We start from the raw sequence: 14,715 nt of genomic DNA, 5'->3' as shown, positions 1-14,715 counted from the left end.
TTCGTATTTAGCAATCGGCATATTATACTTTTGCAGGATAAAACAATAGATTTTATCCACATGAATACACATTTGAATTCAATCCGTACAATAGCCCTTGTCTGCATCGCGGGTAAGGCTGTATCTGTAGGTTTCTCATCGGAAGAAGCATCCCTGGCGACTTCCGTAAACGCCTCAATCACCACTTTTCTTATGTTCACACTATGTTATCTTTCCGTAGAGTATGGCATACAATTCTTTATCATCCCTCTTGTACGTGAGCCATTGGGTGTTATATCATTCAAGCGCAGAAAGGATAAAGCAGTCGAACAATTAGAAGGAACGGTAATTAATTTAGCCGAGGGAGTGTCACCGCTCGACACTCCCAAAGCGCAGGAAGTGATAGCCTATACTCTGGGAACATTTGCCGGAGTATTGGCCAATGAGGAACTGATGTCTCTTGACAATAATCTGAAAGCCTTTATTCTCGGAGAGCCGACAACGCAAATCTCAGTAAATCGCCGCATCTCAAAATTTCGCACACATGACGTGTATCATTTCGGATGGAATATCGCCAAACGGCTTAAAATACCCAATACCATGATGGCCGAATTTCTGAAATCACAATTTCCGTGGCAACTCGCTGATGTCGAGATAAGTACCATCGCCAAAAAACTTTCTTCGGATGAGGGTGCATTCACTCTCCCTAAAGTCGAGCCACGTCTGCCTCTGGCACCTTTTCCTCTCGCCAAGAAACTCAGTATCTGTTAAATTTCGGTGAAACTCTGCCAATCAGCAAAATAACCGTTTCCCTCACCGGTTCACCATTGCCGATACCCATAATTTTGCGACAAATTCTAAAACGTAAAATATGGAAAATACAATTCCTTCATTTGACTCGCTCCCGCATCTGGTAGGCAGTCTGATTAATGAGATCGAGGGACTGAAATCCCTCGTGAAAGAGGCAATCGGCATGAAACCGTCCGAGCATGACAACCGTCTTGTTGGCATCGACGAGGCTTGCAAGATTCTCCGACGTAAGAAATCGACGGTGTATCACATGGTGCGCGATGGCATACTGCCTCACTACAAAGTAGGCAAGATGCTGGAATTCCGCCCTTCGGAACTTATCGCTTGGCAGGAACAGCACGCCTGCGATGGTTCCAAATCATCAGGCGAGATTCTTGCCGAGATGAAATCAACCATGCGCCGCAAACCCAAATCCGGATGGTGATGGCTTCTTATTATCAAAACCGCAGGATGCCACTGCGTCCGGCTTGTGGGTTGCATGAGGATGAGCCTGTTATCCCTCAAAGCAAACTGCAAAAGGTAGTACCCTCTTTCCCTCTAAGCGTGTTTCCTATGACTATACGTAATATCGTGGAGGCGTTGGTTGAGTATGAGCATTTCAACGTCAATTTCATATCTGCGTCCATGTTCACTACTTTCGCTGCTGCAATGGGTAACCGCTGGACGGTGCGCTTTTCGGCGACATGGGTTGAGCGACATATTATGTATGTGGCACTTGTCGGTTATCCGAGTTGCGGCAAGACTCCTCCGCTCAGGCTTGCCCTGTCGCCTCTGCTCAACCTCGACCATGAGTATGACCGGGAGTATTGCGTTAAACTCAAAGCCTACAAGAAATGGGAGTCCAAATCTCAGAAAGAACGTACAGCACTGTCTTTGCCGGAGGATATGGAGCGACCGAGGCGCAGGTGTCATGTGGTTGTCGATGCGACCATCGAGGCGTTGATCGGTGCCATGCGCGACAATCCGCAGGGCGTGATCCTTTACAGCGATGAACTTGAAAGCCTGTTCGCCAACTTCAACCGTTACAACAGTTCGGATGAGAGCTATTTTCTCAGCGCGTTCAGCGGCACACCATTCAAGTATATCCGAAAATCTGCTGATGAGCATATATTTCTGCCGAACCCGTATTGCTCCATAATCGGCAGTACCCAACCGGGACGTCTCGCAAAGCAATTCGGCGGTGAGCGTGTTGTCAATGGCTTTTCATCCCGCTTTCTGAAAGTCTATCCCGACATTATCGATATGCCTACATGGGGCACTGACCGTATGCCTGATGGAATCATGGAGAAATGGGAGCAGATAATCCGCAAAGTCGTTACTTTTGACTTCAAGGGAAAAGAACAGCCAACAGAATTGACTTTCTCCCATGAAGCCCATAGGAGACTGTGCGAATGGAAAGATAATGTTAACAACGCGATATACTCTGCCACCGAATCGGAAGCGGAGAAAGCCGTGTGCGGAAAACTCGAGACCTATCTCATACGCTTCTGTCTAATAATCCGGATAATGAAGAATATCTGCGCCGGAGAGTCGGCAACAATGATAGATACCGAAAGCGCGGAGGCGGCTATTGAGTTGGTCGAGTATTTCCGTGAGATGGAAAACCGTGTAATCCGTGTGTCATTATCCGGCAATCTTGACAAACGGCAATTAGAATTGTTGAACGCTTTGCCTTACGACTTCCGGACATCGGATGCCATCGACCTCGGACGGTCACTCGGGATGTCTGAATCCACGGTAAAACGGTTCCTGAAAAACTCTGCCCTTTTCAGAAAAGAGGAGCATGGACGCTACACGAAAATGTCATGTGACCCTTGAAATTTTCGACACTTTGACATTTTTCACGAGGCCATTCAAGTGGGGTGTGAGAACGAGTCTGTCAGACTTCTTAGGTGTATAAATCTTGCTGTGCAAGATATGCCGATTGTTCCCACAACGGCAATCCTGCCACCTCGCAGAGTTGGGTCAATCCCGCTCGAAACTCGCAGTCTTTTGTAAGGATGAAAATATCATGTGACCATGAAATCAAGAGATACAATCATCAAGACATACAGTCTTGATGGCATTATGACTTCAAAACATAATATCATCATAACATCAACGTATCAGAGCATCAAAGCATAATAACATCATGTCATCAAATAATAAGAACATCATAATACGGCTTCGCGTGGATGAAGCGACCGCCAGAGCAATCCGTGCCAAAGCAAACAGCCATTTCAACGGTAACATAAGTGCTTGTATCCGTTGTGCCACTCTGCAATATGAGAGAGAGTTTACGTCACCATCAGCCAATTCCGAGATAACAGCGTTACTGACCGCTATTCTGCGCCATCTGAAGAAAATCGGGACAAATGTCAATCAGACCGCCCATCAGATTAACGAGCGCATGAAAGTGTCTCCCTACGGATTGTCCGTATCGGATATCCAACCATTCGTTTTCTTCCGAAATGATCTCTCAGCCATTTGGGAGCATCTTAACCAAATCAAAGAGCGGTTATGATAGTCAAGAAACTTGGCATGGTATCCGGCGGTGGCTTCCCCGGTGCCGGATATAATGAACGTAAAGTTGCCGAGGGCATGGCGCGGCTAATGGTGATGGAGAATGTCGATGGTGCCATGCGTCATAAGGTGGAACTGTTGCATGAGGCCGGATTTGACTGCGCCGGAGAGATTGAGAAATATCTCAAGGAGCGGTCGAGGACATACGGCAACACCAAGACCACGCGCTTTCAGTTCCACATCGCCGCCTCTGTAAAGGGTCAGGCGATGTCGGCCGAGGAGCTGACCAACTTTGCCCGTCAACTCATGGCGGAAGCCGGATATGGCAGACAGCCGTATTTTGTGTACTACCACCACGACACTGACAACCATCACGTGCATATACTCTCCACGCGCATACAGCCGAACGGCTTCCCGATACCCGACCATCACGACTATGCACGACTCAATGCTGCCGCCAACCGTATTCTATCGTCGGACATCAAGCGAGACATTCAGCGGATGTTCTCTTATGGCTATCTCACTGAGGGGCAGTTCGCCAATATAATCCGCTCACATGGATATAAATTTGAGCGAGTGGAGGATAGATATGTGCTCTTTCGCGGAGGTGTCAAGGCTGCAACAATCTCATTATCTGAGATAGAGAGGCATATTTCGCAAGAAAACGACACCCGGAAGGAACGTGCTAAACAACTCCGTGCGATTATCAGGAAATACAAGGCTGAAATAGTTGATGGAAAAGTTCAAAATGTCGAAAATGTCAAGGGTCACAAAGGTCAGAAGAAAAAATACGTGCGCCGTAAAGTCAACCCCGACATCCGTAAAATCAAGGCTTCAAACGGCAAGACGCTATCGCAGGAAGAACAACGGCATCTGTCGGATATGCTCGACATTCTCAAAACCAAATTCGGTATAGACATTCATTTCCAGAAGGACCGCAATGGTGAAATCCGTAGCTACGGCATAGTTGACCATAACCGGAAGATAGCCTTTGACGGCAGTAAGGTGATGAAGTTGTCTGAACTGATTGACTTCGCGCAGAAACAGGAGCGCAATGCGAGTCCGCTTGATATTTACCGCGACCTGTTTGCAATGGAGGTTAGGAAATCCGGCGTGGACGGCGAAATGACAATACGTTTGTTCGACGGCTCAGAGCATACTCGCAAGATGTCACCACGTCAATCGGCATGGTACTTCAATTCGCCCGAAAGTGAAAGGGAAGATGTGGCTATACGTATTGCCGCCACCATGTTTTCAACCGAGATATTTGAATCCGTATTGCAGAAATATCCGGTAAGCGCCATCAGTTCAAGAATAGGAAGCGTCAACATTATCAAGATGCGCGAGGGCGGTAGAGCAATCCGCGTAGTCTCTACTGATGGGTTCTCGGCGACATATCCGATGACAGCCGATGAATTGCACTGCCATGCAAAACTACAAGGCGAAGCCGCAAACGGTTATCTTCGTCAACTCGCAATCCTGCGCATAACCCATGAAAACGCTACCGAGCTGACCAACCGCATCAAGGAGCTGACCGCCAAATCATCCGGAAGCCTCTCTCTCCCTCCGCGCCAATCCGATTACAACCCGGAACAATCCAAAGCCTTCACCTCGCATCAAAGCACCGTCCTCACCCGTCTCATGCCCCGCGACACCTCATCCCCCAACTCCGCCAACCGCGAATGGGAAGTCGGCAAGCAATCCCGCTACGACCACATCGACAACCAACAATCCGGCACACAACTCACAATGTAGTACAACTTATTTCCGTGGTACGCACTGCTTAATCAACAAATAGACATCCCGACCATAGAACTTTGAACCCAAACCAATTCTACACCGACAAATCTTACTTTTGCCCGTATAGAGTTACCGTTTTAGCGGTCAGCCTCTTGTGTAGCTGGAATTTTATTTGTAATTTTGATTTCATACAATAAAACATCCAATATGATTGTAAAATATTCAAGTGAAGAGCTTCAGATGAACTATTCGGAAGAGGAGATTTCTGAAATTATCCGAGAATATATGCGTGAGAATGAATTCTTTTCATTCAAAGGTATTTGTTCATACATCTTTGACAAAGCGAATCAAGAGGATAGAATTAAAAAAGAGAAAGACACCGAGTATCGTGGAGGTGTCAAAATTTCATACTTTGATGAAATTATTGTCAGCCAACTTTTATGGGAGGAAATCTGGAATAAAAGACTATTCATCAACTTCTCCAAAAATCCATACTTCGTTCAGACAAATGAAATTCAATTTGTCGTAAGGAATAATGGCTGATGTGATGACACCGGAGCAGCGCAGCCGTTGTATGGCGGCTATCAAGGGAAAGAATACTAAACCGGAAATGATTGTGCGGAAGTATCTTTTCTCCCGAGGTCTGCGCTATCGTGTCAACAACCGCAAGCTACCTGGGTCGCCTGACATTGTGCTGAAGAAATACAAGACGGTTGTTTTCATCGACGGTTGCTTCTGGCATGGTCATGAGGGTTGCAAATATTACCAGTTGCCTAAAACCAACGTTGACTTCTGGCGGCACAAAATAGCCATGAACATAGCTCGCGACTATGCAAACAGTGTCGATCTCCGCCTCGCCGGATGGAAAGTGATACGCGTATGGGAGTGCGACATCAAGACAAAAGCAAAACGGGAGGAAACTCTTGAACGGCTATATCATGCAATAGTCAGAACTGAACGTAAGCCAAGCGCTTATGAATCCACGCCCAGTAGTGCTTCAATAGCCGCAGAACCAAGCACACCATACAGCGATAAGAAAATTTAAGCTAGATGAGTCTAAATCTTGCCCATGTCTGTCACTATCTTTGCCGAGGATAGCCAAAGTATCAGAAAAATTTCGTAACTTTGCAATCTAATACGCGCTTGCGCAGACAAATAGACCAATCAATGTAAGTAACAACTTATATTCAACATATTAGAGGACTTCCGTGTAGTCGTATAAAAGGCTTGGTCGCCTGTCTGCCTACACGGAGGTTCCTTGTTTTTGAAGATGGCGAGACCGAACTACACCTTCATCGACTTATTCGCTGGTTGCGGTGGCTTATCTGAGGGATTCTACAAACTCGGATACACGGCTCTTGCCCACGTGGAAATAGATAAATTCTGCTGTGAGACCCTGAAAGAACGGATGCGTTATTACGGCTATTCCGAAAATGATATTACAAAATCTGTCATTCATCAAGATATTACGAATGATGATGTCATGTCTCAATTAAAGGAAGCCGTTGGCGATGCAACTGTCGACCTTATAATAGGCGGTCCTCCATGTCAAGCATATTCTTCCGCCGGACGTGCGAGAGATTACAATGGGATGAAAAAGGATCCAAGGAATTTCCTTTTTGAGCACTATGTGAAAATACTGAATGAATTCCTTCCCAAATTCTTCGTATTTGAGAATGTTACCGGAATACTTTCAGCAAACGTGAACAATGAGCCCATCATTGATAAAGTGTTTGCCGAACTTGGCAAACACTACAATCTTGTTGAACCAAGCAGATTGGAGTTCAACATGGCTGAATATGGTGTGCCCCAAGTGCGGAGGAGAATAATCATCATGGGCGTAAGAAAAGACTTGAGTATAACTCCCGATGAGTTGTATGACAGTCTTAAGAAAACCCATTATCTCCCCGATGCTACCGAGGGAGACAAGAAGAAACTTAAGAAATTCATCTCTGTAAAAGAAGCCATAGGCGATTTGCCCTCGATACCCCAAGGGCATAAGTCAAAGTCAATACCGTTTTCATATTCTACGAACAATGAGTTTATTTCTTGGGTTAAAAACGATGAGAATCTGCTTTATGACCATGTGTGCAGGACTCAGAATCCTACCGATACAGAAAGGTATCAGGAAATGGCTCGCAACCATTGGACTTTTGAAGAACTTCTTCGTCAACGACCAGACCTTCAACACGCGAAACAGCGCGTTTTTGGGAACAGCTATGTTGTTCAGTTTTGGGATGTCCCTGCAAGAACAATAATAGCTCATCTTTGTAAAGACGGCAATCAGTTTATTCATCCGGATTTTTCACAAGGACGTTCAATCTCAGTAAGAGAAGCCGCAAGGCTACAGTCTTTCCCGGATGATTTTAGATTCTTTGGGGCTATGACACAGCAGTTTAAGCAGATTGGCAATGCTGTGCCCCCGCTTTTTGCATATAAAGTAGCTAAATCATTAAAGAAACTCCTCGGAAAGAAATGATAAACATTCCAATATCCTCGGTTAAAACAAAGACTGATAAGGAGTTTTTTGTTGAGAAAGTCAGATTATACATCCGGCTCATAGAGTGCTACGTTCAGAAAGAACGTCTCTCTTTACCGCAAGTGCAGATTAACAACTCCGTTATTTCAGAATGGCGTAATATAGGTTTTATTTCTACCGAAGCCGATATAAAACTATTGGCAAAAACAGTCGGCAAGGATGCCTTTGCGAAACTCATTAACTGCACAGCGTTCGCATTGTCTGATAATGATGCGCAAATTGTTATACAGAAAATCCACAACGCCGCGCGAAAGAAATTGCAGTCCAAGAAATCGGATAAGCCGACTATCGTTGACCTTTTTTGCGGAGCTGGGGGCCTAAGCTTAGGTTTTATTGAAGCTGGATATCAGGTCGTTCTTGCCAATGACATTCAAGATGTATGTTGCGAAACTTATAAATACAACCATCCTGAGCTTTCATCAGAAAGGGTGATTATGGGGGACATCCGTCAAGTTTTAGATGATTTCTCCATACCTGAAGATGTCGATATAGTAGTCGGTGGTCCTCCATGTCAGGGATTCAGTTCTGCCAATCAGCACCATAAGGTGATCGATGATCCACGCAATCTCCTTTACAAGTATTTTATTGAGGCAGTGACTAAATTCGCGCCTAAGTTTGTGGTAATGGAGAATGTGCGCGGCATGCTGAAAGTGGCAGACCAAGTCATTTCGGATTACAACAACATCAGAGTAAATGTGAAAGGAGAGGAGGTTCATTACATTGCCGACTATCAGCTATTGAATTCTCAGAACTTTGGTGTGGCTCAAAGTCGTGAACGCCTCATTTACATTGCCATTCGTAGTGATATAGCGGAGCATTTCAATATAACTCCGGCAAGTATATACAAAACCATAGAATCTTCAATGACTGATAGATTCCACGCTCTTCGAGAAGCATTAGAATTTATCCGTCCACTGGAGTCTCCGCGAATAAAGGGACTGACAAATGTTGATGATGAAGCAACAGGCAAAAAGATTGATATTAATGAGTACACGGGCACAGACAATGAATATCTCACTGAGATTAACTGCGGACGTACCATTCCTTTTGTATTCAACCACAAGGCTCGGTATGCTTCAGACACTAATTATCAGATATTTGAACGTCTTGAACAAGGCGATGATGCCACAGATGAAAAGATTAAGGATATAATGCCTTACTCGCATCGCAATCACTGTTTCAAAGACAAGTACTACAAACTTATAGCTGATAAGCCGTGTCGCACCATTACCGCACATTTAAGAATGGATTGTCTATCACATATACACCCATTCCAAGTTCGCACGATTACACCGCGAGAAGCAGCAAGGATACAGTCTTTCCCGGATGACTATCTCTTCATGGGAGCATATTTGAAAACTTACATGCAAGTCGGCAATGCTGTTCCGCCTCTTATGGCCAAACAAATAGCCACTGCAATTAAACCATACCTCAAATGAGCACTTCACGATTCTACAAGAAACTTACTCAAGCGGAAGTCGGGCAGACAAAGACCCATGAGGTCTACATCCGTATGCCGAACGATTTCGATTATGAGAAATTCTTCAATAACACCCATATTGAGAATGGCAGTGTCATTGAGGTTAATTTCACAGCTCCAACTGTTTCAAAGAAAAATCCTATGATTCCTCAGCAGGAGTACGATTACCGTTTCGTATTCTTCGCCAATTCCAACAAAGAAAAGCGCATTCCTGGACTAGGTCCGCTATTCAAGGCTTTTGAAGTCGAAGAAGGAGATGTCGTGTGCCTCGAACGTGTTGGAGAAGGAGAGAACGTCAAATTTGCAGTGACATTCTATAACGCTGAACAGGTACAAGTATCTCCAGCCGCTGTGATGATTACTTCAGAACCGGAAGAATTAGATGCTCCGCAAATAGATACCCCATTAAAAGACCTTCCCCTGCAAGTAATCTACTTTGGAGCACCGGGCACTGGTAAGTCACACAAAATAAACAAGGCAAGTGCAAAATATCCCACTTTTCGCACGACATTCCATCCCGACACTGACTATGCGTCGTTTGTGGGGTCGTATAAGCCCATAACCATAAAGGTGCCCATCTATGGCATCCAAGGCCAGCCCATACGCGACATTCAAGGCAAAATCATCGAGGAAGACCGCATTGTCTACCACTATGTTTTCCAAGCGTTTCTCCAAGCCTACATCAAGGCGTGGGAGGAGCAGACCAAGGAGGAGCCTCAGCCGGTGTTCCTCGTCATAGAAGAGATAAACCGTGGCAACTGCGCGCAGATATTCGGCGACATCTTCCAGCTGCTTGACCGCAATGGATCGGGATTTTCTGACAGGGCTGGCGCATGAGATTTAACTCAAATTCAGTCAAAAATTCACCTGATTATGTGAAATAAACTTTCAGATATTGCATATATTGCTGAAAATGGATATATTAGAGGTATGCAAATAGAAATTTTCAGCAAAGTAAAAGACCCGCGTGACTTGGGCAAGGTTAAACATGAGCTCGAGGATGTGCTCCGAATGGCACTCATCGGCGTGTTGTGTGATTGTGAGGACTGTGACGACATATCGGATATGGTTACAGACCGAGAGGAAGAATTCAAGGCCGCCGGATTGCTGAAGCTTAGCAACGGCGTCCCGTGTGGTGACACGATACTTCGTGTTGTAGAGTCTGTCAATCCCGCTCAGCTCCGGGCAAGTCTTGATTGCTGCCGAGGCCACATAATCGAATCCCTGTGCGGCAATCAGGTCATCATTGACGGTAAGAAACTGCGGGGTGAAAATCCCAGGAGTCCCGGATGCCACGGACTGTATATCCTCAATGCGTGGGTATCTGAAACAGAAATCTGCGTTGCCGAAAAGCCGGTGGATGGCAAGACCAACGAACTTACGGTTCTGCCGTCCGTATTGTCCTCTTTATGGCTTACAGGGGCATTGGTTTCAGTCGACGCAATGGGGACCCACCGTAATATCGCAGAACAGATCATGCTCCAGGGCGGCGACTATCTGATGGCGCTTAAAGACAATCAGCCGATACTCAAGAGCTTGACGGAAAGTATCTTTAGTAGGACTACTCCATTATCGGTATACACAACCGAGGAAAAGGGGCACGGAAGAGTTGAGAAGAGAACCTGTTCAATTATGGATACGACACTTTTGGAACAGGAGGGAATGTACGAGAAGTGGCCCGGTCTTAAACGTATCATAAAGATGGAGCGTGAGCGTACTGAGAACGGTGCCCGCTCGCGTGAAACAATCTACTATCTCAGCAGCGTGGAGAAAGATGAGGCTTCTTACTATGCGATGCGTATTCGTGCGCACTGGGGTATCGAGAACAAACTGCACTGGCATCTCGACGTGACGTTTCGGGAAGATATGTGCCGCGTACGCGCCAAGAATGGCGCTGTCAATTTTTCAGCGATGCGCAAGTATGCATTGGAAATGCTTAAAAAGCAGAACGATAAACTCAGCCTTAAACGAAGACGCAAAAAATGTATGTGGAGCACTGAATATCTGTACAAAGTCTTTAAGGATAGTTAAATCTCATGCGCCAGCCCTGATTTTCTGATTATCCCATAGTGGCCGACAAAGACCTCGCCCAGGAATTGAAAGCTGTGCTTGCAAAACTCAACATCGCTAAGGCAGACCAAATCAACACCATGTATGAGGGCGGTCACGATGTGGTGGGTATGGTGAAGCGCGGCGAGAAACTTCTGTTGCCCAACAATCTCTATATCTGGGCGACGATGAACACATCCGACCAGTCGCTCTTCCCGATTGACTCGGCTTTCAAACGCCGTTGGGATTGGGAATATATCAAAATCAAAGACCACTCAGAACAAGGCTATGGCATACAGTTCAGCAACGGTAACCGCTACGACTGGTGGCAGTTTGTCACTGCCATCAACGAGCATATTGAAGGCGGTGAAATTCAGCAGGAGGATAAGAAACTCGGCTACTTCTTCGCCAAAACCGCCGACGGCACAATTACTGCCAAGCGTTTCCTATCGAAGGTCATCTTCTATCTATACACCGATGTGTTCAAAGACTTCGGTTTCGACGAACCCTTCTTCAAGGATGAGAACGGTGAAACAATGACTTTCGCCTCCTACTTCAATGAGGAAGGAGATCCAGACGAGAGCCGCGTGGAACGCTTCCTTATCAACCTTGGTCTTAAACCGATTATGGTTAATGAGGAAGATGCCTTAGATCAGATATATGGCTTGACCGTTAATGGCCGTAAGATGCTGACAATAACGCAAGCGGTGTTTGAAATTTTAAATGAGGCCGCGAAACGTATGACATTTGATGCGATTAAACAAACTGTCGGAACCATCTTCGCAGATCGGGATGATGTTGTCAAGGCCATTGATAATCCTGAAACATATATAAAGGAGAATCGGTGGAATAAAATACCAATCGTCATGGAGGATGGACAGGCCTTCGTTGTGAGCAATCAATGGCATAAAGAATCTATTCCGCAGGTAAAGGAACTTGCAGAATCGTTTAACGTCCCTTTTGAATCTGCCGTTGAGGAATATGACAACGAGGATGATGAAAGTTCTACAAGTGGAAAACGATTGAAGTACTCCGTTAACGGCAAAGGTAACTATGGTATCGGCGAGGCTTTTCTTGAAATGAGTAAAGCAATCGCAAATCAACCTGGAATGACTTTTCAAAAAATGGTTGATGCCGGTAAAATAATCAGAGGTAAAGCTATTTTCCTACCTACTGAATCACTTGATAAATGGAAAGAAGATCATATCAATGATAGCAAGCGTGACCGCCGTTTCTTTGAAAATCTTCCTATTGTCACCAATGGAGATAATGTAAAGTTTGTTGTTTCTACCCAGTGGGGAAAACAACGACTTGAAAAAATACAAGAATTTGCCGCAGTTTTCGGCATTAGTTTTGAGCAAATCAGTGAATGAAACTGCTTGTAGAAGGACATCCGTACCCGTTTGAACGCATAAAGGAGCTATTTCCCAACGTTGACGAACTCGACGTTGTAGACGGTGTTGCCTCCGTGAACTACGTGGGCTACTATTACTATGCTACCAAGGGTACACCGGTGTTCATTCTTCCCAAGGTTGTAATCGACCAGCACGACAACGTCTTTGGCGTCGAGGGTTTGAGGCCGGAGGACATTATAGAACTCACAGAATCGTCTAACAAGCTGACACAAGGCCAGCGGCAGTTCATCTATGGACTGTCGGTTTGGATTTATCGTGCCATAGCCGTCTATCGCGACAACTGCATCAGACTCAACAAAGATCGAACAATCATCCGCCAGCAGAATGCCATCAAAATCGGCAAAGGGAAGCGGCGCACAAGCAACACATTCCTCGACATCATCCTCTCGCTTATCGAGTTCAACCGCCAAAACCGCGATTGGTTCATGTTCATTGTCAAGAACAACCGCCGCGGTTTCAACAAGATAAACTGGTCACAGACAATCACCAAGAGTCAGGTTATTGTCCAGAATAACGAACCGATTTATATTGACCCCTTGACGAAGAAACGGCAAATTAACTTTGACGAAGAACTGCTCGTAATCTTCTATTCCATCCTCAACCATATCCATGAGGGATACGGATTCCCGATTCAGTGGAACGTGAACTATGAGCTTATCACCGGAAAGCGGTTTGAGCGTTATCTCGCCCACAAGCGGGAGGACGGCACCGTAGATCCCGGCTTCGGGGTGCGCCGTCTAAGGCAGATAAAATACAAGTACTTTTCTGACAAGGCTCTTCAGCTTTGGGAATTGTGCTTTGCATTCTTTGACCAGTCGCGACAGGTCAAGATAAATGCTCAGTTCAACGAGTTTCTGCTTGCCAAGAATTTCAACATCGTATTCGAGGCCATCATTGACGACCTTATCGGCGACAACAAGTTCCCAGACAAGCTTAACAAAAAGCAGGAAGACGGCAAAGAGGTTGACCATATATTCCTATGGGATTCGCTGACTACGGTTGAACCAGGCAAGCAAACATTCTATATCGGCGACTCGAAATACTACAAGCAAAAGAACCGGATAGGCCCGGAGTCGGTGGCTAAGCAATACACCTACGCCCGGAATGTAATTCAATGGAATCTCAACCTTTGGTTTGGCGAGGACGCCAATCCCGACCAGAATGAGTCAGACATATGTCTGCGTGACGAATTGACGGAGGGTTACAACGTGCTTCCCAACTTTTTCATATCTGCGACTATTCCGGAAAGCCTCGACTACAACGAGACACCCATCGAGGTGACCAAGCATAAGCCCGACACGCGCGTTTCGCAGCAGTACAAGAATCGCCTATTCGACCGAGACACATTGCTTATCACTCACTACGATGTAAACTTCCTTTACGTCGTATCGCTCTATGCTCGTAATAATGTTTTCAAGAAAAAGCAATGGCAAATTAAGGTTCGCAATATCTTCCGCGACAAAATCCGCAAGGAACTCAGCCACCGCTATGACTTCTATGCCATGCGTGCCAAATCCGGAGTTGACAGCCGCGAATATATTGAGACCCATTTCCGCGACATTCTTGGCAAAGTATTCGCCCCATATGAAGACAAGGGAATCATAGCACTTGCCCTGCGCAACCTGCCGGAATTTGAGGCGGAAAATGCAAAGCTTCTCGCCCAACTCAGCGAGTCATTCACCGTGATTGAATGCGACCTTGGTACCGACCCACGTCCACTATTGCCACCTCCGGTAGCCACTATAAACGTATCATTTACTGGAATCAAGAAGCGTGGCGTGATTATGGTTATGATGGAGAATTACGATTCTCGATCACTCAAATTTATGGAATTAGGGAAAGTTGCGGTGCCAATTAAATACACACCCGATGGAATGGATATTTTGGCAAATGCCACTAATATTGGCTCTGTTCTATTTCATAAACGACACCAAACCGGTCAACATCTCTTTGTACTTCGAGAATCAGTGCGTTTTGTTCCCAAAGACAGAATTCCGGAAGACTTCTTCCTATCTACTACCAACATAAAAAAGCCCATTCCAGACACAGAGATAGTCTATCTCTATGCGCTATTGGATATTGATACTCATAACGAATTGGACTCCTCGGCTCTTGACTGCCAACGTAAGCCATTCGACGTAAAAGAGGAACGATACGATGCGCAATACAGTAATCTTTCGGACTTGATTGTCCCATAACAC

At 45.6% G+C, this 14,715-nt stretch carries 13 protein-coding genes; all 13 read left to right on the top strand.

The features are described 5' to 3' along the window. Positions 1 to 60 precede the first annotated feature (60 nt). The 13 genes from ADH68_RS12355 (at position 61) to ADH68_RS12295 (ending at position 14,712) form a co-directional block, all read left to right on the top strand. On the top strand, positions 61 to 750 hold the full coding sequence (locus tag ADH68_RS12355) for a hypothetical protein (protein WP_068960569.1): 690 nt from the start codon (positions 61 to 63) through the stop codon (positions 748 to 750). A 100-nt stretch (positions 751 to 850) separates the two neighbouring features. Continuing rightward, positions 851 to 1,213, top strand: a complete 363-nt coding sequence (locus ADH68_RS12350) for a helix-turn-helix domain-containing protein (protein WP_068960570.1) — start codon at positions 851 to 853, stop codon at positions 1,211 to 1,213. A 128-nt stretch (positions 1,214 to 1,341) separates the two neighbouring features. After that, positions 1,342 to 2,607 (top strand): DUF3987 domain-containing protein, encoded by a 1,266-nt coding sequence (locus ADH68_RS12345; protein ID WP_068960571.1) that lies wholly within the window; start codon positions 1,342 to 1,344, stop codon positions 2,605 to 2,607. 313 nt (positions 2,608 to 2,920) lie between these two features. Next, entirely contained in the window at positions 2,921 to 3,292 is a 372-nt protein-coding gene (gene mobC / locus ADH68_RS12340; protein ID WP_068960572.1) for a plasmid mobilization relaxosome protein MobC, read from the top strand. Then, complete coding sequence (locus ADH68_RS12335) at positions 3,289 to 5,046, top strand: relaxase/mobilization nuclease domain-containing protein (RefSeq protein WP_068960573.1); 1,758 nt, start codon at positions 3,289 to 3,291, stop codon at positions 5,044 to 5,046. Before mobC ends, ADH68_RS12335 begins: the two co-directional genes overlap by 4 nt. Before the next feature lie 192 nt (positions 5,047 to 5,238). Continuing rightward, on the top strand, positions 5,239 to 5,574 hold the full coding sequence (locus tag ADH68_RS12330) for a hypothetical protein (protein ID WP_068960574.1): 336 nt from the start codon (positions 5,239 to 5,241) through the stop codon (positions 5,572 to 5,574). Continuing rightward, the gene (locus ADH68_RS12325; RefSeq protein WP_068960575.1) at positions 5,567 to 6,076 is read left to right on the top strand and encodes a very short patch repair endonuclease; all 510 of its coding nucleotides are present in this window, start codon (positions 5,567 to 5,569) and stop codon (positions 6,074 to 6,076) included. The genes ADH68_RS12330 and ADH68_RS12325 overlap by 8 nt, the downstream gene beginning before the upstream one ends. Before the next feature lie 225 nt (positions 6,077 to 6,301). Then, a complete protein-coding gene (locus ADH68_RS12320) occupies positions 6,302 to 7,510 on the top strand; it encodes a DNA cytosine methyltransferase (protein WP_068960576.1) in 1,209 nt (402 codons plus the stop codon). Continuing rightward, entirely contained in the window at positions 7,507 to 9,009 is a 1,503-nt protein-coding gene (locus tag ADH68_RS12315; RefSeq protein ID WP_068960577.1) for a DNA cytosine methyltransferase, read from the top strand. The genes ADH68_RS12320 and ADH68_RS12315 overlap by 4 nt, the downstream gene beginning before the upstream one ends. Next, entirely contained in the window at positions 9,006 to 9,887 is an 882-nt protein-coding gene (locus ADH68_RS12310; RefSeq protein ID WP_068960578.1) for a 5-methylcytosine-specific restriction endonuclease subunit McrB, read from the top strand. Before ADH68_RS12315 ends, ADH68_RS12310 begins: the two co-directional genes overlap by 4 nt. A gap of 93 nt (positions 9,888 to 9,980) precedes the next feature. Beyond that, positions 9,981 to 11,081: an ISAs1 family transposase gene (locus tag ADH68_RS12305; protein ID WP_068960103.1), complete on the top strand. Its 1,101-nt coding sequence runs from the start codon at positions 9,981 to 9,983 to the stop codon at positions 11,079 to 11,081. Between the two features lie 38 nt (positions 11,082 to 11,119). Beyond that, a complete protein-coding gene (locus tag ADH68_RS12300) occupies positions 11,120 to 12,472 on the top strand; it encodes a hypothetical protein (protein WP_068960579.1) in 1,353 nt (450 codons plus the stop codon). Beyond that, on the top strand, positions 12,469 to 14,712 hold the full coding sequence (locus ADH68_RS12295; RefSeq protein ID WP_068960580.1) for an LlaJI family restriction endonuclease: 2,244 nt from the start codon (positions 12,469 to 12,471) through the stop codon (positions 14,710 to 14,712). The genes ADH68_RS12300 and ADH68_RS12295 overlap by 4 nt, the downstream gene beginning before the upstream one ends. Positions 14,713 to 14,715: the final 3 nt, after the last annotated feature.

Source organism: Muribaculum intestinale, assembly GCF_002201515.1.
GTDB classification, from domain to species: domain Bacteria; phylum Bacteroidota; class Bacteroidia; order Bacteroidales; family Muribaculaceae; genus Muribaculum; species Muribaculum intestinale.
This window is presented reverse-complemented; position numbering and strand designations above follow the sequence as displayed.